Genomic DNA, 23,258 nt, shown 5'->3' with positions numbered 1-23,258 from the left:
CCCTCCCGGGGGGTCCCCGCGCCGCCCCCCTCCCGTTCCCAAACCTCCGGGCCGGGGGGCGGGGGGGGGGGGGGGGGGCCCCCCCCCCCCCCCCACGGCCGCTGCCTCAGAACAGACCTTCGACGAACCCCTGATCGTTGATGCGGATCACTTCGGCCGAGGGCACGCGCGGCAGGCCCGGCATGGTCATGATCTCGCCGCAGATCACCACGATGAACCCGGCGCCGGCCGACAGCCGCACCTCGCGCACGGGCACGGTGTGCCCGGTGGGCGCCCCGCGCAGGTTGGGGTCGGTGCTGAAGGAATACTGCGTCTTGGCCATGCACACCGGCAGGTGGCCATAGCCCGCGGCCTCCCACGCCTTCAGCTGGTCGCGGATCGACTTGTCGGCGATCACGGCATCGGCGTGGTAGATGCGCTTGGCGATGGTCTCGATCTTCTGGAACAGCGGCATCTCGTCGGGGTAAAGCGGGGCAAAGTGGCTGGCGCCGGATTCGGCCAGCGCCACGACCTTGCGCGCCAGATCCTCGATGCCGGCCGAGCCTTGCGCCCAGTGCTTGCACAGGATCGCCTCGGCGCCCTGCTGGGCGACATAGGCCTTCACCGCCTCGATCTCGGCATCGGTATCGCTGTAGAAGTGGTTGATCGCCACCACCACCGGCACGCCGAACGACTTGACGTTGGCGATGTGGCGACCAAGGTTCGGGCAGCCCTTCTGCACGGCGGCCACGTTTTCGGCGCCCAGATCGGCCTTGGCCACGCCGCCGTTCGTCTTCATCGCGCGCACCGTTGCCACGATGACGGCCGCTGCGGGCTTCAGCCCCGCCTTGCGGCACTTGATGTCGAAGAACTTCTCGGCGCCGAGGTCCGCGCCGAAGCCGGCCTCGGTCACCACATACTCGCCCAGCTTCAGCGCCGTGCGGGTGGCGATGACCGAGTTGCAGCCATGCGCGATGTTGGCGAAGGGCCCGCCGTGGACGAAGGCCGGGTTGTTTTCCAGCGTCTGCACCAGGTTGGGTTGCATCGCGTCCTTCAGCAGCACGGTCATGGCGCCGTCGGCCTTGATGTCGCGGCAGTAGATCGGCTTTTTCTCGCGGGTATAGGCCACCACGATGTCGCCCAGGCGCCTTTGCAGGTCGGCCAGGTCGTTCGACAGGCACAGGATGGCCATGACCTCGGAGGCGACGGTGATGTCGAACCCGGTCTGGCGGGCAAAGCCGTTGGCAACGCCGCCCAGGCCCACGACCATGTCGCGCAGGGCGCGGTCGTTCATGTCCATCACCCGGCGCCAGACGATGCGGCGTTCGTCGATGCCCAGTTCGTTGCCCCAGTAGATGTGGTTGTCGATCATCGCCGCCAGCAGGTTGTGGGCGCTGGTGATGGCGTGAAAGTCGCCGGTGAAGTGCAGGTTCATTTCTTCCATCGGCACGACCTGGGCCATGCCGCCGCCGGCGGCCCCGCCCTTCATGCCGAAATTCGGGCCAAGGCTGGCTTCGCGGATGCAGACCACCGCCTTCTTGCCGATGCGGTTCAACCCGTCGCCGAGGCCCACGGTCGTCGTGGTCTTGCCTTCGCCGGCCGGGGTCGGGTTGATCGCGGTCACCAGGATCAGCTTGCCGTCGGGGCGGTTGGCCAGACTGTCGATGAACGGCTGGCTGACCTTGGCCTTGTCGTGGCCGTAGGGCAGCAGGTGTTCGGTCGGGATGCCCAGCTTGTCGCCGATGGTCTGGATCGGCTGCTTTTTCGCTTCGCGGGCGATTTCGATGTCGGTCTTGAAGGCCATGGTCCGCAACTCCCCTCGGGCTGAACGCCTTTCGCCTTGCATAGCCTTGCGCAGGACGGGGGCGAAGTGCATTTGCGACCTGTCCATGCCGGAATCCGCCGCAGCCTGTTTCCCATGCGAAACAGAGGGCACCGCTTCAGGACGGGCGCCAGCGGCGCTGGCTGGGCAGGAACAGGCGCAAGCTGTCGCCGGGGTGCAGGGTGCCTTCGCGCTCGACCCAGGCGGTCACCCCGCGGCGCCCGCGCGCGGCGGGCTTGAACCGCGCGCCGAACCCGGGGTGCGCGCCTTCGATCGGGCGGGCCGGCAGCGTGCAGGGCAGGTTTTCCATGTCGATCACCAGGGTGGCGCCGTCAGGGCCCTGTAGGCGGCTGGAAGGCGGCAGGTGCGTGAAATCGGGAATGCCCTCGACCACCATCGTGGCGCCCAGCAGGCCTGGGTCCAGCGCCGCCAGGCCCATGTCGGCCGCGATCAGCGCCAGCTCCTCGGCCGACAGGATCGACAGTTGCCGCGTGTTGGCGATCGGCGTGCCGCGCGGGTGCAGCGCAAGCACACGGCTGCAGGACGGCCGCGTCAGGCCGCCATGCGCCTCGCCTTCGGGGCCGGCAAAGGTCAGCCGCAGGGCATCGGCCGGCGCGGCCGCAAGGGCGGCCTCGCGGTCGGCCACGCGGCCCAGCCAGACGACGCGGCCGGAAAAGGGCGAAAGTTCAAGCGCGGCCATGCGGCACCCTCAGCACGAAGAACACCCGGCGAAACGGCATCAGCACCGATCCGTCGGGCAAGGGTGGATAGGCTTCGTGCATCGCCGCTGCAAGGGTCGCCAGAAAGCGGTGGTGGTCGGCCGGGTCGAGCGCCTGGAGATAGGGCCGCATCGCGGTGCTGCGGGTGAAGTGCAGCACCGGGTGCAAGTCCTCGGTCGGAGGCAGGTGCTGGACATAGGTGGTTTCCCAGGCCAGCACCGCCCCCAGCGGCATCAGCAGGCGGTGGTATTCGGCCGGATCGCGCACATGCGTGGCCGGGGTCGCCTCGAACCAACCGGGCGCCAGGCGCAAGGCCAGCTGGTGCATCAGCGCGTGCGAGGGCGCGCCATGTTGCCCGGGCACCTGCACCGCCAGCACACCGCCGGGCGCAAGCGCAGCGGCAAGACGCGGCAGAAGGCCGGCGTGGTCGGGCACCCAGTTCAGCGCGGCGTTGGAATAGATCAGGGCGGGTGCGCGTTCGGGCGCCCAGCCGGCGATATCGGCCTGTTCCAGCCGGTCGTAGCGCCCCCCGGCGCGCGCAGCGGCCAGCATCTGCGAGCTCGAATCCACCCCGACCAGCACATGCCCCGCAAAAGCCGCGCGCAAGGCATCGGCCACGGCACCATCGCCGCATCCGAGGTCCACGACCTCGCCCGCAGGCAGGTCGCCGATCCGGGCGATCAGGTCCAGTGCCGGGCGCAAACGCAGATCCCGGAACCTGCCATAGGCCCCGGGATCCCAGTCGTTCGCGGCAGATGTTACGCGGAGGGTTCCGGCTCCATCCCGCCGGCGGCGCCGCCGCGCGGTTTGGTCTTGGGAATGGCGATCAGGCTCGACAACCCGCCGCTGGTAGGCGGTGCCGCGCCGGCATCGTCGCCGCTGTCCAGCGGCTCGCCGGCGATGACCTTGCGAATCTCGTCGCCGGTCAGGGTTTCGTATTCCAGCAGACCCTTGGCCAGGCGTTCCCAGTCGTCCTGCCGTTCCTTCAGGATGCGCAGCGCCGTCTGATACCCTTCGTCGATCAGGCGTTTCACTTCCTGCTCGATCAGGCGCTTGGTCTCGGCCGAGACCGAGAAACCGCCGGCGTTGCCCTGATAGCCTTCGTGCGCCTCGGCGTAATCGACGTTGCCGACCGCTTCGGACATGCCCCAGCGCAGCACCATGGCGCGGGCCAGCGCGCTGGCCTGCTGGATGTCGCCCGACGGCCCGTTCGATACCGCATCCTCGCCCCATTTCAGGACTTCCGCCGCCTTGCCGGCCATGGTCATGGCGATGCGCTGTTCGCACTGGTCCTTGTGCCAGTTCAGGCGGTCCATCTCCGGCAAGGACATCACCATGCCAAGCGCACCGCCGCGCGGAATGATGGTGGCCTTGTAGACGGGGTCGCATTTCGGCAGGCTCATGCCGACGATGGCATGGCCAGCCTCGTGATAGGCGGTCATTTCCTTCTGTTCCTGGGTCAGCACCATGCTGCGGCGCTCGGCCCCCATCATGACCTTGTCCTTGGCGTTCTCGAAATCTTCCATGGTCACGAAGCGGCGCCCAACGCGGGCGGCCATCAGCGCGGCCTCGTTCACCAGGTTCATCAGGTCGGCGCCCGAGAACCCCGGCGTGCCGCGGGCGATGGTGCGCAGGTCCACATCCGGGCCCAGCGGCACCTTGCGGGCGTGCACGCCCAGAATCTTTTCCCGCCCCTTGATGTCGGGGTTCGGCACGTGGATCTGGCGGTCGAAGCGACCGGGGCGCAGCAGCGCAGGGTCCAGCACATCCTTGCGGTTGGTGGCGGCCACGATGATGACGCCCTCGTTTGCCTCGAACCCGTCCATCTCGACCAGAAGCTGGTTCAGCGTCTGTTCGCGTTCGTCGTTGCCGCCGCCGATGCCCACGCCGCGCGCACGGCCCACCGCGTCGATCTCGTCGATGAAGACGATGCACGGCGCGTTCTTCTTGGCCTGTTCGAACATGTCGCGCACGCGGCTGGCGCCGACACCGACGAACATTTCCACGAAGTCCGAGCCCGAGATGGTGAAGAAGGGCACGCCCGCCTCACCCGCAATCGCCCGTGCCAGCAGCGTCTTGCCGGTGCCCGGCGGGCCGACCAGCAGCGCGCCTTTCGGAATCTTGCCGCCCAGGCGGCTGAATTTCTGCGGGTTGCGCAGGAACTCGACGATTTCCTCCAGCTCTTCCTTGGCCTCGTCGATGCCGGCCACATCGTCGAAGGTCACCCGGCCATGCTTTTCCGTCAACAGCTTGGCGCGCGACTTGCCAAAGCCCATCGCGCCGCCGCGCCCGCCGCCCTGCATGCGGTTCATGAAGAAGATCCAGATGCCGATGAGAATGAGGAACGGCATCCACAGCGACAGCACCGACATGAAGCCGGACTGTTCCTGCGGCACCACCCGCACCTCGACATTGCGGCCGATGAGCCGGTCGGTCAGGTTTTCGCCTTCGGGCCTGATGGTCAGATAGCGGCTGCCATCCTTGCCCTGCACCTCGACCTTTTCACCATCCAGCGTCACGGCGGCAACGGCGCCGCTTTCGACCCGCGAGATGAAGTCGGAATAGGACACGCTGCGCGAGGCCGAGGTCTGCTGCCCGCCGCCGAACAGCGAGAACAACGTGACGATCAGAACCAGCAGAACGACCCAGAAGGCGATATTGCGCGCATTGCCCAAAGCAGATCTCCCATACGCCGGGGCTGCCGCAGCCTGCCCCTTGCGCCTTAAGATAGAGATAACGCCGCCGGGTTCAATGCGATAACAGGAAAGAAGCAAAGGGGCAGGCCACGCGAGCCCCATGTTCCCGGCCGAAATCCGCCGCCGGCGCGGCAATGAGCCGCGATTCCCGCCATACCCCGGGGCTGACGATCAGGGCATCCCGCGGCACGCTGCAGCCTTGCCAGCCGACGATCTGCGCCAGGCCCTCGGCGCCCAGGGCGCGCACTTCGCCGGCCGGGCCCCAGACGTGCCACCGCCCATCCCAGACCGTGCCGACCGGAACCGCCGGGCCGACCGCACGCGGTTCGCGCGCGATGCGAAGGGTTCGCGGCCCGGCCCGAAACCGCACCCCGCCCAGCGTGGCCCCGCGCCCCGATGCCACGGCCGCCTGCACCTGCAACTGCGCCGCGCCGCGCGGCGGGTGGGCCGCGCCGCCGATCCAGCGCACGGCGGCGGCGATCAGCCGCCGTTGCAGGTCGGGCGGCAAGGCCGAAAAGGCCGCGCGCGGCAGTTCCAGCGCGCCGGCCTGTTCGACGACGTGGTCGCGCACGAACCCCGCAAGCGTCTGCGCCAGCGCGTTGCGCGCCTCGGCCAGCTGACGCGCACTGCGCGCGATGGCCGGCGCGGAAACGCCGATGCCGGCAAGCGCCGCAAGCGCCTCGCGCGCCCGGGTGCGCAGGAAACGCGGGTCGGCGTTGGTCGGATCGTCGATCCAGCGCAGGCCGTGGCGCCGCAGGTGGTCGCGCAGGTCCGCGCGGCCATGCCCCAGCAAGGGACGCAGCCACCACAGCCCCCGGTCGAACCGCTGCGGCGCCATGCCCGACAGGCCATCCAGCCCCGAGGCGCGCGCCAGCGCCATGAGAAAGCCCTCGGCCTGATCGTCGGCGGTATGGCCAAGGGCAATGGCCTGCACCCCCTCGGCCCGCGCCCAGTCGGACAGCAGGCGGCGGCGGGCAAGGCGGGCCTGTTCCATCAGGTTCCCGCAGATCGCGCCGTGCTGCCAGGGCAGAACCCGATGCGGCACGCCGAGCCGGCAGCAGATGTCGCCCACCCAGGCGGCCTCGGCCGCCGATTCAGGGCGCAGGCCGTGGTCCACCGTCACCGCCTGCACCGACAGGCCGGCCAGCGACAAAAGATGCAACAGCGCCAGCGAATCGCCGCCGCCCGATACGGCCACCGCCACGCGGGAAACCCCTGCCGGGACGCCCTCGGCCACCGACCGGATCAGGTCGGCGTCGGCGTCGGCGCCCCGGGTCACGGACAGGCCAGGGCCACGCGCTCGGCCTGGACGTCGGGCAGGATGGCGCTGTCGGGGTAGCGCAAGGGCACCTCGCCCAAGGTCAGGCAGGCTTCTTGCACCTGGTTCAACCGGCCGAGCGCACGGCCAAGGCGAAACAGCGCCTCGGGCGCGCGGGGGCCGTCGGGATAGCCGGAAAAGCTTTGCAGATAGCTGCGCGCCGCCTCGGCGGTGTCGCCCAGGCCCTCCAGCGCCTCGCCGCGCAGGAACAGCACCTCGCCGCTCAGCGGACCGGACGGCCAGGCCGCGGCATGGGCCGCAAAGAGGTCCGCGGCGGTGCGAAAGTCACCTTGACCGAGCACCCCCCGGGCCCGGTCGAAATCGGCCTGTTCGCCCACCGCGGTCTGCGGTGCCGGCGCGGCCGCCGAGGCCGCAGGCGCGGGGCCGCCCAGCGGCGGCGGGCTGGACAGCGCACCCGGATCGCCGCCTTCGAGTTCCACCAGGCGGAATTCCAGGTCGCCCAGACGGTTGGTGCCGTCGGCGACGATGCGGTTGACCTTCAGCTCCAGATCCTCGGTGCGTCCGGTCAGGCGCATCAGCTCCAGCTCCAGTGTCTCCATCCGGGCCAGCATGTCGGCCCCGCCGCTGCGCGCCACCGCGCCGGTGCCGACAAGCTCCGACCGCAGCGCCGACAGTTCGGCGCCCAGCTGGGTCAACTGCGCCCGGATGTCGGCCAGCGTTTCGGCCCGGGTCTGGGCCGAAGCCGCCACCGGCGCCAACGCCAGAAGCAAGGCGAACAGAACGCGCATCAGCCGCCCGCGCCCACCGACAGGACGGTCACGGCGCGCCGGTTGCGCGAATAGCACGCCTCGGTCGAGCAGACCTCGACGGGGCGTTCCTTGCCGTAGCTGATGGTGCGGATGTTGCCCGGCGCCACCCCTTGCGACACGAGGAAATCCTTGGCCGAGGTCGCGCGGCGCGCCCCCAGCGCCAGGTTGTATTCGCGCGTGCCCTGTTCGTCGGCGTGGCCTTCCATGATGATGGCATAGCCCGGGTTCGCCGCCAGCCAGCGCGCCTGCCCGGCCAGGATGCTGCGCGCCTCGTCCGACAGGGTGTGCTGATCGACGGCGAAGAACACCCGGTCGCCCACACGCTGCTGGAAATAGGCCAGCGAGCGCGGATCGTTCGGGTCGCCCAGGCCGGAAACGCCGACCCCGCCCGCCCCGAAACCGCCACCGGCCCCGCCGGTGCCGTCGCCGCCCTGGCCGTAACGGTCGGGGTTGTTGCAGGCCGCAAGGCCCAGTGCGGCAAGCAGAAGGGCGACCTTGGTGATGTGGCGCATTGTCCTGTTCCTTGTTCCGGGGCCGCGACTGCGGGCGCGGCATTGGCTTGACCTTAGCATTGCGGCAAGGCGATGGGAATCGCCTGCCGCGCGGTTTCACACCGGCGTGACACGCCGGTCAGGGCAGCAACGGCGACCACGCCGGGTCCGAGGCGCCGCCTTGCAGCGGCACCATGCGCGGCGGGTTGCGGCCGGTGATGTCCACGCTGAACAGCGCCGAGCTGCCCGCCTCGCCCGCGCTTTCGCGGGTGAACATGATGACGCGGCCGTTGGGCGACCAGGTCGGGCCCTCGTCGAGGAAGCTGGCGGTCAGCAGGCGTTCTTCGGACCCGTCGGTGCGCATCACGCCGATGTGGAAGCGGCCGTCGAGCTGTTTGGTAAAGGCGATCAGATCGCCGCGCGGCGACCAGACCGGCGTGCCATAGCGGCCGCGGCCCTGGCTGATGCGGCGCGGCTCGCCGCCGGCCGCAGGCATCACATAGATCTGCTGGCCGCCGGTGCGGTCGGATTCGAACACGATCTGGCTGCCGTCGGGGCTGAAGCTGGGCGCCGTTTCGATCGAGGGGGCCGAAGTCAGCCGCGTGGCCGCCCCGCCGGCCACCGACATCAGGTAAAGGTCGGTGTTGCCGCCCTGGGTGGCCGAAAACACCACGCGGCTGCCATCGGGGGAGAACCGCGGCGCAAAGGTCATTTCGCCCGGCAACTGGCCCAGGCCGCGGCGCGCGCCGGTGGCCACGTCCATCAGCACGATCTGCGGAAAACCGCTTTCGTAGCTGGTGTAAAGGATCCGGTCGCCGGTCGGCGAAAAGCGCGGCGCCAGCACGATGGACCGGCTGTCGGTCAGATACTGGACATTCGCGCCATCGTAATCGGCCACCGCCAGCCGCTTGGCCCGGGCGTTCTTGGGGCCGGTTTCGCTGACGAACACGATGCGGCTGTCGAAATAGCCCGATTCCCCGGTGATGCGCGAATAGACCGCGTCGGCCACCTTGTGCGCCATGCGCCGCCAGCTTTGCGGCGTGCCGGCGAACTGCAAGCCTTCGCCCATCTGCTGGCCGTTGAACACGTCGAACAGGCGGAACTTCACCACCAGCCGGCCGCCCTGCACATTGACGGCGCCGGTAATCAGCGCCTGGGCATTGATGGCGCGCCAGTCCTCGAACTGCACCGGGGCATCGAAGTTGGACACGCGCGAGATATGCGCCGAGGCGGGGATTTCGCGGAACAGGCCCGAGTTCACCAGATCCTGCGCCACGAGCGCACTGATCTGGGCGGCCATGTCGGCACCGCCGCTTTCGGGCACGAAGCGCGGCAAGGCAAAGGGCATCGGCTCGATCACGCCATCGGTAAAGCGCAGCCGCAGCTGCGCTTCGGCGCCCTGGGGCACAAGGCCCGCCATCATCAGCGCCAGCATCGCCAGCAGCGCGCGTATCCGCATCGTCAGAAGCTTGCGCATCCTGTCCATCCCACGCTTGGGGGGGTGCCCCCGCTTTCCTTCCTGCGGCCCGTTTCCGGGCCCCGTTCCCTGGTCCCTGCCGATGCGGCGGCTATCGCAGCCGCATGGCGTTATAGTCGAATTCCATCGTGATTTCACGCCACTGGTCGTATTTGTCGGCCGGCAGCGCGCCGTTGCGGGCGCAGCGGCGCACCGCGCGGCTTGCGGTTTCGAAGGCGGTGCGCCTGGCCGCCTCGGTCGGGCCCTCGGCGGACACCAGCGTGACCGATTCCACCGAACCATCGGGCTTCATCAGCGCGCTCAAGGTCACCACCGAGCGCAAGGTGTCGGTCGAGGCCGAACCGACCGTCCAGCACTTGGAAATCTCGCGGTGCAGCGTGTCGATTTCGGCCGAGGACAACGGCGGGCCCGAGGCCGCGCGGCCGGCGCCGCCCGGCCCGGTGCCGCTGGCCGCCTGCACCGCGGCAGCGGCCGCGGCGGCCGCCGCGGCGGCGGCAACATCGTCGGTGGCGGGTGCGGTGGACGGCCTGGTTGCTGTCGTTGCGGGCCGGGCGGCCGCCGGTTTCGTTTCGGCCACTTCGGGCGCCGGCGCCCTGGGCCGCGCCTTGGGGCGCACCGAGGCTTGCGGCGCGGCGGGGCGCGGCGACTCGTCCACCTTGGCAAGCTCGGTCGCTTCGGTGACGGTGCGGGTGGTCGCTTCTTCGGGGGCCGTGGGTTTCTGGGCCGGTTTCACTTCGGCTGGCGTCTCGGCCGGCTCCTCGGCCACGGCTTCGCGCAGCTCGGGGGCGCGCTCGGCCTCGGGTGGCGGCGCGGGGGCGGCTTCGGGGGCGACGCGCTGCACCGGGCGCTGGCGCGGGCGCGGGCTGTCGGCCAGGGTGGTGGGCACGGGTTCGGCCACCGGCTGCGGCGCCGGTGCCGGCGGCACCGGCAGGGGCGGGGCAACCGCGGGTTCGGGCTGGGGAACCGGCTGGGGCACCGGCTGCGGCTCCGGCGCCGGCGCAGGCTCCGGCTCGACGGTCGGTTCGGGCTCGGGCGCCGGTTCGGGTTCGGCCGCCGGCGGTGGCGGCGGGGCCTCGGGCGCCGGTTGCGGCGCAGGCTCGGTGCTGGCGGTTTGCGCAATCGCCTCCGGGTCGGGCGTCTCGGTCGGCGCGGGTGCGGCCGCCATGATCGCCGCGTATTCCTCGGACGACACCAGCGCCACCTGCGTCACCACAAGTTCCTGTTCGCGGTCGCGCGGAAAGAACAGCCCGCCGATGGCCACCCAAAGGATCAGGGCCGCGTGCCCCGTGCCCGATATGATGAGGCCCGTGCGCATCCGCCCGCTCAGCCGCCCGGCGCCCCGAAACGCGGGCCGTCAGGGTCGGTCACCAGGCCAAGGCTGGTATAGCCGGCCGCCTGCAAGGCCCCCATCACCTGCGCCACGCGCCCGTAGGAAACGCCGGAATCCGCCCGGATGAACAGCTTGTTGCCCTTGCGTTCGGTCATGATCGCGGCCAGCCGCGGGATCAGCTCGGCGTCGCTGACCGGGGTGGACTGGATCGCCAGCCCGCCATCGGGCGCAAGCGAGATGGTCAGCGGTTCTTCCTGTTCGGTCGGCAGAGCCTGCGCGGCCGTCTTGGGCAGTTCCAGCGGCACGCCCACGGTCATCAGCGGCGCTGCCACCATGAAGATGATCAGCAGCACCAGCATGACGTCCACAAAGGGCGTGACGTTGATTTCCGACATGGGCTGCGCCCCGCGGGCACGGCGCCGCCCGCGCCGCCCGCCACCGCCGCCCGACTTGATGACCCCCGCGCCCACGGCTCAGGCCGCCATGTCGAGCTGACGCGACAGGATGGTCGCGAATTCGTCGGCGAAGGATTCGTAGTTGCCGATGATGCGGTCGCTGTCCGAAGACAGCTTGTTGTAGAACACCACCGCCGGAATCGCGGCCAGCAGGCCAAGGCCTGTGGCCAGCAGCGCCTCGGCGATACCGGGGGCCACGACGGCAAGGTTGGTGTTCTGCGCGATGGCGATTTCCTCGAACGCGTGCTTGATGCCCCAGACGGTGCCGAACAGCCCGATGAACGGCGCGGTCGAACCGGTGGTGGCCAGGAACGGCAGCGACTTGGTCAGCGCTTCGGCTTCGCGCGCGATGGCCACGTTCATCGCGCGGTCGATGCGCGCCTGCGCCCCCGCGATCAGCGCGCCATCCTGCTTGTGGCTGCGGCGCCACTCGGTCATGCCGGCGGCAAAGACCCGTTCCGACGCGCCGTCGGGTTCGGGCCCCAGCGCCTCGTAAAGCTCGTCCAGCGGTTCGCCCGACCAGAAGGCGGCGTCGAAGCGCGCCGCCTCGGCCCGGGCCTTGCGATAATGCAGGTGCTTGGTGATGATGATGGCCCAGGACCAGACCGACATCACGATCATCAGGATCATCACCAGCTTCACGGTCAGCGTGGCGCGGGCGAACAAGGCGAGCATGGAGAAATCAATCTCCTGCGCCATGGCAAGGGCTTCGGTTTCCATCGGTGGGCTGCTCGTTCTTGTGTGGGCCGTCGCGCGGCCTATTGCCCCGAATCCTACAGGTTTTGAAGGGGGAATGCCAACACATCTGTGTCAGTCTGCCGCAAGGGGGCGAAATGCCGCCATGCAGCAGACGCAAGGGGCTCAGGGCACGATGCGATAGGGCAGCACACCGCGCCGGTCGGGGTCCACGGCAAGGCGCCGCTCCAGCGGCGGGACCGAACGCTGATGGCAATCGGGGCGCTCGCAGATGCGGCAGGAAATGCCGATCGGTTCGAACCGGCGCGACAGGTCGAGGTCATCGGCATAGACCAGCTTGCCGGCATGGGTGATCTCGCACCCCAGCCCGATGGCAAAGCGGCGCACCGGGGCGGTAAAGCTGCCCCCCGCCTTGGTCACATCGCGCGCCAGGCTCAGGTAACGCACGCCATCGGGGGTTTCGGCCAGCTGCCGCAGGAAACGCCCCGGGGTTTCGAAGGCCCGATGCACGTTCCACAGAGGACAGGCCCCGCCGAAGCGGGCGAATTGCAGCCGCGTGGCGGAATGGCGCTTGGTGATGGTGCCGGCCTGGTCCACCCGCACGAAAAAGAACGGAATCCCCTTGGCCCCCGGGCGCTGCAACGTCGAAAGCCGGTGCGCGACCTGTTCGATGCTGGCGCCGAAACGGTCGGCCAGCCGCTCCAGATCGTGCCGCACGTCCTGCGCGGCCGCAAGGAAGGCGCCATAGGGCATCTGTGCTGCGCCGGCAAAATAGTTCGCCAGCCCGATCTTGGCGATGCCGCGGGCCTCGGGGCTCTGGAACCGGGCAAGGTCCAGCGTGGCCTCCAGCAACTCGTCCTGGGCCAGCAGCGCAATCTGGTGCAGCAACTGAAAGCGCCGCGTCGCCTCGGGCACCCGGGTCGAAACGATCAGGCGCCGCGCCTCGGCATCGTAGGCGCGCACCAGCGGCCCTTCGGCAAGTTCCAGCGCGATGCCGCGCGCGGCCAGCACCTCGGCCGCGACCGCCAGCATGTCGCGCCCGGCCGCCTCGCGCCCGAAGCGTTCGGCGGCGCGATCCACCGCATCGATGTAGTTGTCGCAGTAGTGGAAGAAGTCGCGCACTTCCTCCCACGGGCTCGGGGTGGCCGCGCGATCCTCGCGCCCCAGCGCCTCGTCCAGCGAGGCAAGGCGCTCGTGCGCCTGACGATAGGCGCGATGCAGGTTCAGAAAGGCCCGCGCCAGCCCCGGCGCGTTCGAGGCGACCAGCCGCAGATCGGCCAGGGGCGCCCCGCCCGGCCCGAACACCGGGTCGGCCAGCGCCTCGCGCATGTCCGACACCAGCCGCTCGGAATCGCCCGTGCTCAGTTCGGTGACGTCCAGCCCGAATTCCTGCGCCAGCCGCAACACCACCTGCGCCGAAACCGGGCGGTGGTTATGCTCCATCTGGTTCAGATAGGGCAGCGAAACCCCCAGCTTTTCGGCAAAGGCCTTTTGCGACAGGGCCAGCCGCCCGCGCAGCTCGCGCAGCTTGGACCCGGCATAGAGTTTTTGCGTGGCCATGCGCGCCTCCGGTTTGCAAAAGGGGTTTATCCCATTTGCAAAACCCGCGCCACTGCGCTGCTTCACCTTGCCCCAAATATCCCCGCCGGAGGCAGCCGACCCGTCCGCAGGCGCAAGGCCGGGCCTTCAGCCGCGCGGGTTCAGCAGCTTGCCCAGCACGCCTTCGCGGGTGGCAACGCCCAGCACCCGGCCGGCTTCGGCCACAGGCACCGGGCCTTCCGTCTCCAGCAGCCGCGCCATCACGGCGCGCACGGGGGTTTCGGCGTCCAGCGGCGCGCCCGGCGCCTGCCCCGGTTCCATCACATCGCGTGCGGTCAGCACACCCAGCGGGTTCATGTGGGCCACGAAATCCTCGACATAGCCCGACACCGGGTTGGCGATGATCTGCCGCGCCGTGCCCACCTGCACCAGCCGGCCGCCTTCCATCAGCGCAATCCGGTTGCCCAGCTTGAACGCCTCGTCCAGATCGTGGCTGACGAACACGATGGTGCGCTTCAGGCGCGATTGCAGCTCCAGCAGTTCGTCCTGCAACTTTGCGCGGATCAGCGGGTCCAGCGCCGAAAACGGCTCGTCCATCAGCAGGATCGGCGCCTCGGTGGCAAAGGCACGGGCCAGGCCCACGCGCTGCTGCATCCCGCCCGACAGCTCGCCCACCTTGCGCTCGGCCCACCCGGTCAGGTTCACCAGCTCCAGCTGCGCATCCACCCGCGCGCGGCGTTCGGCGCGGCTCATCCCGCCCAGTTCCAGCCCCAGGCCCACATTCTCGCGCACCGTGCGCCAGGGCAGCAGGCCGAACTGCTGGAACACCATCGCCACCCGGCTCAGCCGGATGCGGCGCAAGGTGGCAGCATCGGCATGGGTCACATCCACCAGCCCGTTGCCATCCGAAACCCACACCGCCCCGCGGCACACCGGGTTGAGCCCGTTGACCGCGCGCAGCAGCGTGGACTTGCCCGACCCGGACAGACCCATCAGAACAAGGATTTCCCCCTCGGCCACCTCCAGCGAACAGTCATGCACCCCCAGTACCTGCCCGGTGGCCTGCTGAATCTCGGCCCGACTCTGCCCCTGATCCATCAGCGGCAAGGCGCGTTCGGGATAATCGCCGAACACGATGTTCACCCGGTCGAAGCGGACGGCAACCCCGGCAGCAGGGGGCGGCGCGGCATGGCGGGTCATTTGCGCGTCACCCTCAGCATCCGGTCCAGCACGATGGCCACCACCACGATCACGAAGCCCGATTCGAACCCCAGCGCGGTGTTCACCCGGCTCAGCGCCTGCATCACCGGCTTGCCCAGCCCGTCGGCCCCGACCAGCGCGGCAATCACCACCATCGACAGCGACAGCATGATGGTCTGGTTCAGACCGGCCATGATCTGCGGCAAGGCATAGGGCAGCTCCACCTTCCACAGCCGCTGCGACGGCGTTGCGCCAAAGGCGGTGGCGGCCTCAAGAAGCGCAACGGGGGTCGAGGCGACGCCCAGCTGCGTCAACCGGATCGGCGCCGGAAGCACGAAAATTACCGTGGCAATCAGCCCCGGCACCATCCCCAGCCCAAAGAACACGATGGCCGGGATCAGATAGACAAAGGTCGGCAGCGTCTGCATCAGGTCCAGCACCGGCACCATCGCCTGATAGAGCCGCGGACGGTGCGCCGCGGCAATGCCGATGGGCACGCCCAGCCCCATGCACACCACGCAGGCGGCCAGAACCAGCGTCAGGCTTTCTGTCGTCGGCTTCCAGTAACCCTGGTTGAGGATGAACAGCATCCCCAGCACCACCACGGCCACCGGTTTCCACGACCGCTGCAACGCCCAGGTGACGGCCGCGAACACCGCAATCAGCACCAGCGGATGCGGGGTCTGCAACACCCACTGGATCGCCCGGATCAGGGCCTCCAGCCCGTCGGCGATGGCATCGAACAGCCAGGCGGCGTTCACCTTCAGCCAGTCGAACACCGTTCTGGCGGTGGCCCCTACCGGGATCTTCGTCGTCGTCAGCCAGTCCATCGTGCCCCGCGGGTCAGACAGCGCCCCGGCGGTGCGCCGGGGCCGCCGGGCCTCAGTTCAGCGCCGCGGCCACGGCCGCCTTGGCGTCGCCGCCGTCCTTCGTGGTCACGCCGGCCAGCCAGGGCTCCCAGGTGGCCGGGTTGGCCGCAAGCCAGGCCTTTGCCGCCACCACCGGATCGGTCCCGTCATTCAGGATGGCCCCCATGATCTCGTTTTCCATCTGCAGCGAGAAAACGAGGTTCTGCAGGAACTTGCCGGTATTCGGGCATTCCGCGACATATCCCTTGCGGGTGTTCGTCGCCACCACCGCACCGCCGTAATTCGGGCCGAACACCTCGTCCCCGCCCGACAGGTAGGTCAGCGCGAAGCTGGAGTTCATCGGGTGCGGCTCCCAGCCCAGGAACACCACCGGCTCGCCGCGCTGGTCGGCGCGCGCCACCTGCGCCAGCATCCCCTGTTCGCTGCTTTCCACCACCTCGAAGCCTTCCAGCCCGAACTGGTTGGCCGCGATCATGTCCAGGATCAGGCGGTTGCCATCGTTCCCCGGCTCGATGCCGTAAATCCTGCCGCCCAGCGCATCCTTGTGCTTGGCGATGTCGGCAAAATCCCGGATCCCGATCTCGGCCCCCTTGGCATTGGTGGCCAGCGTGTATTTCGCCCCTTCCAGGTTCACGCGCACGGTGTCCACGGTGCCCGCCTCGCGGTAGGGGGCGATGTCGGCCTCCATCGTCGGCATCCAGTTGCCCAGGAACACGTCGATATCGCCTTCGGCAAGGCCGGTGTAGGTCACCGGCACCGACAGAACCTTGGTTTCGGTCTGATAGCCCAGCGCGTTCAGCACCACCGAGGCGGCCGCGGTGGTGGCGGTGATGTCAGTCCAGCCGACATCCGAAAACACGATCCGGTCGCAATTCGCAAAGGCAGGTGCGGCAAACCCGGCAAGGGCGGTGGCAAAGATCAGTCGGCGCAGCGTCATTTTGGCTCCCCTTGGGCTGTGGCGTTTTTGTTGATTGACGAGTCAATAAACATGCGGCTACCTCGGCTGGCAAGGTTTTTCTGGAATCCCGTCATGCCGAAGCTCGGAATGGAGCCTATCCGCAAGGCCGCGCTGGTGAAAGCCACGATTCTCGAGATCGGGCGCGCCGGCTCGCTGGACGTGACCGTGGGTCAGATCGCCAGGCGCGCCGGCATGTCCACCGCGCTCGCGCATCACTACTTCGGCTCCAAGGAAGACATGTTCCTCGCCGCCATGCGGCACATCCTGTCGCTTTACGGCGCCGAGGTGCGCGGCGCCCTGCATCTGGCCGAGGGCCCCGAGGCACGGCTGAACGCCATCCTTCAGGCCTCCTTCAGCCCGTCGAACTTCCGGCGCGAGGTGGTGGGGGCCTGGCTGAACTTCTGGGTGCTGGCGCAAACCGTGCCGCAGGCCCGCCGGCTGCTCAGCATCTACGAACGCCGGCTGCAATCGAACCTCGTGGCCTGCCTGCGCCCTCTGGCGGGCGACCGCGCCCCCCGCATCGCCGAAGCGGCCGGCGCCATGATCGACGGCGTCTACCTGCGCCAGGCGCTCAGCCGCAATGCCCCCGATGCCCGCGCGGCCGTGGCCCTGATCCGCGCCATGCTCGACGCCGAACTGAAAGGACCGACCCCATGATCGCCCAGCCCCCCGCCAGCCATTTCATCGACGGCCGGTATCAGGACGATTCCGCCGGCGCGCCCTTCGACGTGATCTTTCCCGGCACGGGCGAGGTCATTGCCCGCCTGCACGCCGCCACCCCGGCGCTGATCGAAGCCGCGCTGGCCTCTGCCGCCCGCGCGCAAGCCGAATGGGCCTGCCGCCGGCCGGTCGAACGCGCCCGCGTCCTGTCGCGCGCCGCCGCGATCATCCGCGAACGGGCCGAGGATCTGGCGCAGCTCGAAACGCTCGACACCGGCAAACCCATCCAGGAAACCCGCGTGGCCGACTGGCCTTCGGGCGCCGATGCGCTGGAATACTTCGCCGGCCTCGCCCCCACCGTGACGGGCGAGACGATTCCGCTGGGCGGCGACATGGTCTATACCTTGCGCGAACCGCTGGGGGTCTGCGTCGGCATCGGCGCCTGGAACTACCCCAGCCAGATCGCCTGCTGGAAGGCGGCGCCGGCGCTCGCGCTTGGCAATGCGATGGTGTTCAAGCCGTCGGAACTCACCCCCCTCGGCGCGCTGAAACTGGCGGAAATCCTGGTCGAGGCAGGGCTGCCCGCGGGCCTGTTCAACGTGGTGCAAGGCGCAGGGGCCACCGGTGCTGCGCTCGTCACCGACCCGCGCGTGGCCAAGGTCTCGCTCACCGGGTCGGTGCCCACGGGGCAAAAGGTCTATGCCGCCGCCGCCGCCGGCATCCGCGCGGTGACGATGGAACTGGGCGGCAAGTCGCCGCTGGTGATCTTTGCCGATGCCGACATGGACAGCGCCGTGGGGGCCGCCATGCTGGGCAACTTCTACTCCGCCGGCCAGGTCTGCTCCAACGGCACCCGCGTCTTCGTCGAACGCAGCGCCCTGCCCGATTTCCTCGCCCGCCTCAAGGCGCGCTGCGAGGCCATCGTGCTGGGCGACCCGCGCGCCGAGGCCACCCAGATGGGCCCGGTGATTTCCGACGCCCAGGCCGCCAAGGTCGCCGGCTACATCGCCAGCGGGCTTGCCGAAGGCGCCCGGCTGGTCACCGGCGGCAGCACTGACGGCCGCTTCATCGCCCCCACGGTCTTTGCCGATGTCACCGACAGCATGACCATCGCGCGCGAGGAAATCTTCGGCCCCGTCATGGCCGTGCTGACCTTCGACACCGAAGCCGAAGTCGTCGCCCGCGCCAACGCCACCCCCTATGGCCTGTCCGCCGGCGTCTTCACCCGCGACATCGCCCGCGCCCACCGCGTCATCGCCGCACTGCAGGCCGGCACCACCTGGATCAACGCCTACAACCTCACCCCGGTCGAGGCCCCCTTCGGCGGCAGCAAGCTGTCGGGCGTCGGGCGCGAAAACGGCCGCGCCGCCATCGAACACTACAGCCGCATCAAGTCGGTCTACCTCGGGATGGGTCCGGTCGAGGCGCCCTACTGACATGCCCGCTCCATTTTCTGTCTCGAAATATCCCGGGGGGTCCGGGGGGCAGCGCCCCCCGGCCGCGCCGTCGTCGCAAGGGCCGAACCCATGACCACCGATTACGTCATCGTCGGCGCCGGGTCCGCCGGCTGCGCCCTCGCCTACCGTCTGGCCGAGGCCGGGCGCACCGTCGCCCTCGTCGAACTGGGCGGCACCGATGCGGGGCCCTTCATCCAGATGCCGGCCGCGCTCAGCTATCCCATGAACATGAGCCTCTACGACTGGGGCTTCGCCACCGAGCCAGAACCCCATCTGGGCGGGCGGCGCCTTGCCACCCCGCGCGGCAAGGTGATCGGCGGTTCGTCCAGCATCAACGGCATGGTCTATGTCCGCGGCCATGCCCGCGACTTCGACACCTGGGCCGAAATGGGCGCCGACGGCTGGTCCTACGCCGATGTGCTGCCCTACTTCCGGCGGATGGAACACTGGCACGGCGAAACCGGCGCCCCCGAATACCGCGGCGATTCCGGCCCCTTGCACGTCACCCGCGGGCCGCGCGCCAACCCGCTGTTCAACGCCTTCGTCGAGGCAGGCCGGCAGGCCGGCTACCCGGTGACCGACGACTACAACGGCCACCAGCAGGAAGGCTTCGGCGCGATGGAGGCGACGATCTGGCAAGGCACGCGCTGGTCGGCCGCCAACGCCTACCTGCGCCCGGCGCTGAAAACGGGCCGCGTGCGCCTGGTGCGCGGGCTCGCGCGGCGCGTGGTTTTCGACGGGCGCCGGGCTACCGGGGTGGAAATCGCCCGCAAGGGCAGGGTCGAGGTCATCCCGACCGGGCGCGAGGTGATCCTTGCCGCTTCCTCGATCAACTCGCCGAAACTGCTGATGCTGTCGGGCATCGGCCCGGCGGCGCATCTGGCCGAACACGGCATTCCCGTGCTGGCCGACCGGCCGGGCGTCGGCGCGAACCTGCAGGATCACCTGGAAATCTACATGCAGTTCGCCGCCCGCCAGCCGGTGACGCTTTACAAATACTGGAATCTCTGGGGCAAGGCGCTGATCGGGGCGCAGTGGCTGTTCACCCGCAAGGGGCTGGGCGCCTCCAACCAGTTCGAATCCTGCGCCTTCATCCGCTCGCGCGCCGGGGTGGACTACCCCGACATCCAGTATCACTTCCTGCCCATCGCCGTGCGCTACGATGGCAAGGCCGCCGCCGACGGTCACGGCTTTCAGGTGCATGTCGGGCCGATGCGGTCGAAATCGCGTGGGTCCATTACCCTGCGCTCGGCCCGGCCCGAAGATGCGCCGCGCATCCTGTTCAACTACATGTCGCACCCCGACGACTGGCAGGATTTCCGCGCCTGCATCCGCCTCACGCGCGAGATCATGGCCCAGCCCGCGATGGCCGCGCATGTGAAACACGAAATCCAGCCCGGCGACGCGCTGCAGACCGACGACCAGCTCGATGCCTTCCTGCGCGACCATGTCGAAAGCGCCTACCACCCCTGCGGCACCTGCCGCATGGGCCGGGCCGACGACCCGGGCGCCGTGGTCGACCCCGAAGGCCGGGTGATCGGCGTGCAAGGGCTGCGGGTGGCCGACAGCTCGATCTTTCCGCAGGTGACCAACGGCAACCTCAACGCGCCTTCGATCATGGTCGGCGAAAAGACCGCCGATCACCTGCTGGGGCGCACCCCGCTGCCGCGGTCCAACCTGCAACCCTGGCTCCACCCGGCCTGGCAAACCGCGCAACGCTGAGCTGCCGCCGGCGATTGTCGCGCAATCGTCGTTAACGAAGATTAACTATTCGTTAATTTTCACCTTGTGTTCTCGCCTTGCCCTGCCAACATCTGTGGCATGGCATCGCAACACACCTTCGTCCTCCTGCTGCTCGCGCTGGCTTCGGCCGGCGCCGCACCGGCCGCACCGCTGCCGGCCACCCCGCAGGCGGTCCGGGTGATCGACGGCGACACCCTGCAGCTCGACGGCGCCCGGGTGCGCCTGTTCGGCATCGACGCGCCGGAACACGACCAGACCTGCACCACCGCGCAAGGCACGACCTGGGCCTGCGGCGCCTGGTCCACCGCGCGCCTTGCCGCGCTGACCCGGGGCCGCCGCGCCCTGTGCGAGGATCTGGGCCCCGACCGCTATGGCTGTCGCCTGGCGCGCTGCACGGTCGATGGCCGCGATCTGGCGGCCGAGATGGTCGCCGAAGGCGCCGCAACCGCCTATCGCCGCTATGCGCCCGACTATATCGGGCACGAAGCCGCGGCCCGCGCGGCCGCGCGCGGGATCTGGTCTGCCGGGCCGCAAACCTCGCCCGAGGCGCACCGCCTCGCCACCCGCGCGCCCGACCCGGCACCGGCCAACACCGGCTGCACGATCAAGGGCAACATCGGCCCGAACGGCCGGGTCTATCACCTGCCCGGCCAGCGCGACTATACCGCCACGCGCATCTCGGCCGCCAAGGGCGAACGCTGGTTCTGCACCGCCGCCGAAGCCGCCGCCGCCGGCTTTCGCCCGGCCCTGCGCTGAACCGCCGGCCAGAGCATCCGCGCCAGCGCCCGCCCCTCGAACGCCCGCACCGAAGGGCGCGCCGCCGGCCCCCAGGCGGCAAAGTCGCCTCCGGCCAGCACCGGAAACAGCGCCAGCACCTCGGCCCGCGTCGCCGCATCCAGCGCGTTCCAGCCCTGTTCGCCGGGATGGAAGCTTTCCGAGGCGCAGCCTTCGGCCCAGACGATCTCGTGCCGGTCGAACAGCATATGGAAATACTCCACCACCCCGCCTTCGTCGCGCACCACCTCGCGCCCGTTCACCAGCGCCTTGGCCGGCACCAGCACCGCCTCCTCGCCGAACAGCAGGTTCGCCGGCCAACCCTCGACCAGCATCCGGTGCTGCGGCGACACCCGCAGGTCGCGCGCATTGCCCAGGGCCCCCGCCCGGATCAGCACCGGCGCCAGGTCGCCCCGCGCCGCGCGGCGGCTGGACCCGACCCAGCGGATCGGTTGCGGCCCGCGGTCCAGCGTATCCACCAGGTCGCCCGCCCGCAAATCCTCGATCGCGCGTTCGCCGCCCGGCGTGCGGATGCGGGCGCCGCGGACAAAGCAGATCATCTGCAGATTCAGGCTTTCGAAATCCTCGAACACCACCTGCCCGATCTGCCCGCTCAGCGGCGTCGTGCCGTTGATGACGAAGGTGCCGGTCTTGTAGGCGGCCAGGATGTTCGACAGCTTCATCGGCAGGCTTGGGCCGAAGTCGATTGCCGGCGCCCCGTTGCCGGGGGTGAATGTGCCCGCCGCATTGTCGTTCAGCACGAACAGGTTGCGCCCCACCGGCCCGCCATTCACCGTCAGCCGGTCGATGCCGCCGTTGCCATCGACGAAAATCGGCTGGCTGCTATCCGCAACCGTCACCGTGTCGTTGCCCGACCCCAGCTCCAGCCGCTCGATCTGGCTGAAACTCGTGTTCAGCCCGCCGCCTGTCAGGGTGCCCGATTCGAACCCCGTCACGGAAACGGTCAAGGCCGCGGTCAGCGCGGTGGCATCGACCACATCGACATCGCCGGTGTCCTCGCCCCCGGTGATGGTATCGTTGCCGTGGTTGGCCAGCAGGACGAAGCGGTCCGACCCGGTGCCCCCCTGCATCGCGTCGTTGCCGGTGCCGCCGATCAGCGTGTCGTTCCCGCTGCCGCCGAACAGCTGGTCGTTGCCATCGCCGCCTTCCAGGCGGTCGTCGTTCTCGTCGCCATGCAGGGTGTCGTTGCCTGCGCCGCCGAACAGCGTGTCGTTGCCGGTGCCACCGAAGATCAGCTCGATGCCGCTGCCGCCGGTGATGACATCGTCGCCGCCGTCGCCATGGACGGTGTCGGCGACCGAGGTCGAGGTATGCTCCGTCAGGATCGAGTCGTTGCCCTCGCCGCCATAAACCAGATCGGCGTTGGCATCGGCGCCCAGCTGGATCGTGTCGTTGCCCTCGCCGCCATAAATCGTGTCGGCCCCGGCCCCGCCCCAGATCGAATCGTTGCCGCCGCCGCCAAAGATCAGGTCGTCGCCGGCGCCACCATCCAGGCTGTCGTTCCCGGCATAGACCCCGGTGCCGATAAAGGTGGTGTTGTCGCTCAGGCTCTGCCAGCTGCTGCTGCCCGGGGGCTGCACGTCGGCCGACAGAACCTGTGCACCTTCGTTTTCCCAGACCCGGATCTCGATGGTATAGGTCTGCCCGGCTGCCAGCGTGACGCTGGCCTGCCGCGTGGTGGCGGCCTGGTGGAAATCGTTGTTCAGATAGGTCAGCCCGGTCTGCCCGGTGGACTGCGCCGACCACACCAGCGGCGTGCCCGAGGCATCCAGCAGCCGCATGGTCGAACCGTCGTCCGAGGTCAGCCGGAACGTGTAGGTGCCTGCCGTGGTGGCGGTGAAGGTGCTGGTGTAGATGATGCCGAAGTCGTTGGGGTCGCCGCTGGTGCCGCGCGCGCTCAGCACATGGTTGGTCGGGTCGAAGCCTGTCGCCAGCCCCGATCCGCGCAGCGTCCCGCTTTCGATGGTAAAGGCCTGGTTGTTCGCCGAGGTGAAGTTGCGGTCGTAAACCCGGTAGCCCCAGGTCGCTACCCGATCCTGGTCGCCGTAAAGCGTGTCGTTGCCGCCGCCGCCGAACAGGCTGTCGTTGCCGTCGCCGCCCCAGACCGCATCGTTGCCGTTGGCGGCGGTGATGCTGTCGTTGCCTTCGAAACCGACGATGCTGTCGGCCTGGCTGGTGCCTGCGATCGTGTTGTTCGCCGAAGTCCCGGGAAGGTTCGCCATGCCGCACTCGAAAGACAAAAAGAGACTAAAACTCTAATTGTCGCGCGGTTCAAAACAGTGGC

General features: G+C 69.3%; 20 protein-coding genes. 4 read left to right on the top strand and 16 right to left on the bottom strand.

What is annotated here, in order from left to right:
• Positions 1 to 106 precede the first annotated feature (106 nt).
• The 15 genes from ACK4S2_RS07955 to choX form a co-directional block, all read right to left on the bottom strand.
• Complete coding sequence (locus ACK4S2_RS07955) at positions 107 to 1,783, bottom strand: formate--tetrahydrofolate ligase (RefSeq protein WP_409622609.1); 1,677 nt, start codon at positions 1,781 to 1,783, stop codon at positions 107 to 109.
• A gap of 136 nt (positions 1,784 to 1,919) precedes the next feature.
• Entirely contained in the window at positions 1,920 to 2,501 is a 582-nt protein-coding gene (locus ACK4S2_RS07950; protein ID WP_409622606.1) for an MOSC domain-containing protein, read from the bottom strand.
• Positions 2,488 to 3,222, bottom strand: coding sequence for a methyltransferase domain-containing protein (locus tag ACK4S2_RS07945; RefSeq protein ID WP_409622603.1), 735 nt, complete (start codon positions 3,220 to 3,222; stop codon positions 2,488 to 2,490). Before ACK4S2_RS07945 ends, ACK4S2_RS07950 begins: the two co-directional genes overlap by 14 nt.
• 56 nt (positions 3,223 to 3,278) lie before the next feature.
• On the bottom strand, positions 3,279 to 5,195 hold the full coding sequence (gene ftsH / locus ACK4S2_RS07940) for an ATP-dependent zinc metalloprotease FtsH (protein WP_409622600.1): 1,917 nt from the start codon (positions 5,193 to 5,195) through the stop codon (positions 3,279 to 3,281).
• A 73-nt stretch (positions 5,196 to 5,268) separates the two neighbouring features.
• Entirely contained in the window at positions 5,269 to 6,495 is a 1,227-nt protein-coding gene (gene tilS / locus ACK4S2_RS07935; protein ID WP_409622596.1) for a tRNA lysidine(34) synthetase TilS, read from the bottom strand.
• The gene (locus ACK4S2_RS07930) at positions 6,492 to 7,283 is read right to left on the bottom strand and encodes a tetratricopeptide repeat protein (RefSeq protein ID WP_409622593.1); all 792 of its coding nucleotides are present in this window, start codon (positions 7,281 to 7,283) and stop codon (positions 6,492 to 6,494) included. The genes tilS and ACK4S2_RS07930 overlap by 4 nt, the downstream gene beginning before the upstream one ends.
• Positions 7,283 to 7,816, bottom strand: a complete 534-nt coding sequence (pal, locus tag ACK4S2_RS07925) for a peptidoglycan-associated lipoprotein Pal (RefSeq protein ID WP_409622590.1) — start codon at positions 7,814 to 7,816, stop codon at positions 7,283 to 7,285. The genes ACK4S2_RS07930 and pal overlap by 1 nt, the downstream gene beginning before the upstream one ends.
• Positions 7,817 to 7,934: 118 nt before the next feature.
• Positions 7,935 to 9,254 carry a Tol-Pal system beta propeller repeat protein TolB gene (gene tolB, locus ACK4S2_RS07920; RefSeq protein ID WP_409622645.1) on the bottom strand — a complete coding sequence of 440 codons (1,320 nt, stop codon included), beginning with the start codon at positions 9,252 to 9,254 and terminating at the stop codon, positions 7,935 to 7,937.
• A 109-nt stretch (positions 9,255 to 9,363) separates the two neighbouring features.
• A complete protein-coding gene (locus tag ACK4S2_RS07915) occupies positions 9,364 to 10,587 on the bottom strand; it encodes a cell envelope biogenesis protein TolA (protein ID WP_409622587.1) in 1,224 nt (407 codons plus the stop codon).
• An 8-nt stretch (positions 10,588 to 10,595) separates the two neighbouring features.
• Positions 10,596 to 11,072: an ExbD/TolR family protein gene (locus ACK4S2_RS07910; RefSeq protein ID WP_409622584.1), complete on the bottom strand. Its 477-nt coding sequence runs from the start codon at positions 11,070 to 11,072 to the stop codon at positions 10,596 to 10,598.
• Between the two features lie 3 nt (positions 11,073 to 11,075).
• Positions 11,076 to 11,777 (bottom strand): protein TolQ, encoded by a 702-nt coding sequence (gene tolQ / locus ACK4S2_RS07905; protein ID WP_409622581.1) that lies wholly within the window; start codon positions 11,775 to 11,777, stop codon positions 11,076 to 11,078.
• Between the two features lie 141 nt (positions 11,778 to 11,918).
• Entirely contained in the window at positions 11,919 to 13,313 is a 1,395-nt protein-coding gene (locus ACK4S2_RS07900) for a short-chain fatty acyl-CoA regulator family protein (protein ID WP_409622578.1), read from the bottom strand.
• 126 nt (positions 13,314 to 13,439) lie between these two features.
• On the bottom strand, positions 13,440 to 14,492 hold the full coding sequence (gene choV, locus ACK4S2_RS07895; protein WP_409622575.1) for a choline ABC transporter ATP-binding protein: 1,053 nt from the start codon (positions 14,490 to 14,492) through the stop codon (positions 13,440 to 13,442).
• The gene (choW, locus tag ACK4S2_RS07890; RefSeq protein ID WP_409622572.1) at positions 14,489 to 15,322 is read right to left on the bottom strand and encodes a choline ABC transporter permease subunit; all 834 of its coding nucleotides are present in this window, start codon (positions 15,320 to 15,322) and stop codon (positions 14,489 to 14,491) included. Before choW ends, choV begins: the two co-directional genes overlap by 4 nt.
• Positions 15,323 to 15,374: 52 nt before the next feature.
• Positions 15,375 to 16,298, bottom strand: a complete 924-nt coding sequence (choX, locus tag ACK4S2_RS07885) for a choline ABC transporter substrate-binding protein (RefSeq protein ID WP_409622569.1) — start codon at positions 16,296 to 16,298, stop codon at positions 15,375 to 15,377.
• Between the two features lie 93 nt (positions 16,299 to 16,391).
• Between choX and betI the strand changes: the two genes are divergently transcribed.
• From betI to ACK4S2_RS07865, 4 genes are all read left to right on the top strand, one after another.
• Positions 16,392 to 16,976 carry a choline-responsive transcriptional repressor BetI gene (betI, locus tag ACK4S2_RS07880; RefSeq protein ID WP_409622566.1) on the top strand — a complete coding sequence of 195 codons (585 nt, stop codon included), beginning with the start codon at positions 16,392 to 16,394 and terminating at the stop codon, positions 16,974 to 16,976.
• On the top strand, positions 16,973 to 18,415 hold the full coding sequence (betB, locus tag ACK4S2_RS07875; RefSeq protein ID WP_409622563.1) for a betaine-aldehyde dehydrogenase: 1,443 nt from the start codon (positions 16,973 to 16,975) through the stop codon (positions 18,413 to 18,415). Before betI ends, betB begins: the two co-directional genes overlap by 4 nt.
• 90 nt (positions 18,416 to 18,505) lie before the next feature.
• The gene (betA, locus tag ACK4S2_RS07870; RefSeq protein WP_409622561.1) at positions 18,506 to 20,158 is read left to right on the top strand and encodes a choline dehydrogenase; all 1,653 of its coding nucleotides are present in this window, start codon (positions 18,506 to 18,508) and stop codon (positions 20,156 to 20,158) included.
• Positions 20,159 to 20,257: 99 nt separating this feature from the next.
• Positions 20,258 to 20,935: a thermonuclease family protein gene (locus tag ACK4S2_RS07865; RefSeq protein WP_409622558.1), complete on the top strand. Its 678-nt coding sequence runs from the start codon at positions 20,258 to 20,260 to the stop codon at positions 20,933 to 20,935.
• On the opposite strand, the gene ACK4S2_RS07860 is transcribed toward ACK4S2_RS07865, so the two are convergent.
• Complete coding sequence (locus ACK4S2_RS07860; RefSeq protein ID WP_409622556.1) at positions 20,839 to 23,196, bottom strand: Hint domain-containing protein; 2,358 nt, start codon at positions 23,194 to 23,196, stop codon at positions 20,839 to 20,841. The genes ACK4S2_RS07865 and ACK4S2_RS07860 overlap by 97 nt on opposite strands.
• Positions 23,197 to 23,258 lie beyond the last annotated feature (62 nt).

Source organism: Gemmobacter sp., assembly GCF_046292685.1.
GTDB lineage: Bacteria > Pseudomonadota > Alphaproteobacteria > Rhodobacterales > Rhodobacteraceae > Wagnerdoeblera.
The sequence above is the reverse complement of the archived record's forward strand: the minus strand, read 5'-3'. Positions and strand labels throughout refer to the sequence as shown.

Coding starts and splice junctions, on each gene's coding strand:
- ACK4S2_RS07955 (WP_409622609.1), bottom strand. CDS start 1,783: ATGGCCTTCAAGACCGACATCGAAATCGCCCGCGAAGCGAAAAAGCAG.
- ACK4S2_RS07950 (WP_409622606.1), bottom strand. CDS start 2,501: ATGGCCGCGCTTGAACTTTCGCCCTTTTCCGGCCGCGTCGTCTGGCTG.
- ACK4S2_RS07930 (WP_409622593.1), bottom strand. CDS start 7,283: ATGCGCGTTCTGTTCGCCTTGCTTCTGGCGTTGGCGCCGGTGGCGGCT.
- pal (WP_409622590.1), bottom strand. CDS start 7,816: ATGCGCCACATCACCAAGGTCGCCCTTCTGCTTGCCGCACTGGGCCTT.
- tolB (WP_409622645.1), bottom strand. CDS start 9,254: ATGCGGATACGCGCGCTGCTGGCGATGCTGGCGCTGATGATGGCGGGC.
- ACK4S2_RS07915 (WP_409622587.1), bottom strand. CDS start 10,587: ATGCGCACGGGCCTCATCATATCGGGCACGGGGCACGCGGCCCTGATC.
- tolQ (WP_409622581.1), bottom strand. CDS start 11,777: ATGGAAACCGAAGCCCTTGCCATGGCGCAGGAGATTGATTTCTCCATG.
- ACK4S2_RS07900 (WP_409622578.1), bottom strand. CDS start 13,313: ATGGCCACGCAAAAACTCTATGCCGGGTCCAAGCTGCGCGAGCTGCGC.
- choV (WP_409622575.1), bottom strand. CDS start 14,492: ATGACCCGCCATGCCGCGCCGCCCCCTGCTGCCGGGGTTGCCGTCCGC.
- choW (WP_409622572.1), bottom strand. CDS start 15,322: ATGGACTGGCTGACGACGACGAAGATCCCGGTAGGGGCCACCGCCAGA.
- choX (WP_409622569.1), bottom strand. CDS start 16,298: ATGACGCTGCGCCGACTGATCTTTGCCACCGCCCTTGCCGGGTTTGCC.
- betI (WP_409622566.1), top strand. CDS start 16,392: ATGCCGAAGCTCGGAATGGAGCCTATCCGCAAGGCCGCGCTGGTGAAA.
- betB (WP_409622563.1), top strand. CDS start 16,973: ATGATCGCCCAGCCCCCCGCCAGCCATTTCATCGACGGCCGGTATCAG.
- betA (WP_409622561.1), top strand. CDS start 18,506: ATGACCACCGATTACGTCATCGTCGGCGCCGGGTCCGCCGGCTGCGCC.
- ACK4S2_RS07865 (WP_409622558.1), top strand. CDS start 20,258: ATGGCATCGCAACACACCTTCGTCCTCCTGCTGCTCGCGCTGGCTTCG.
- ACK4S2_RS07860 (WP_409622556.1), bottom strand. CDS start 23,196: ATGGCGAACCTTCCCGGGACTTCGGCGAACAACACGATCGCAGGCACC.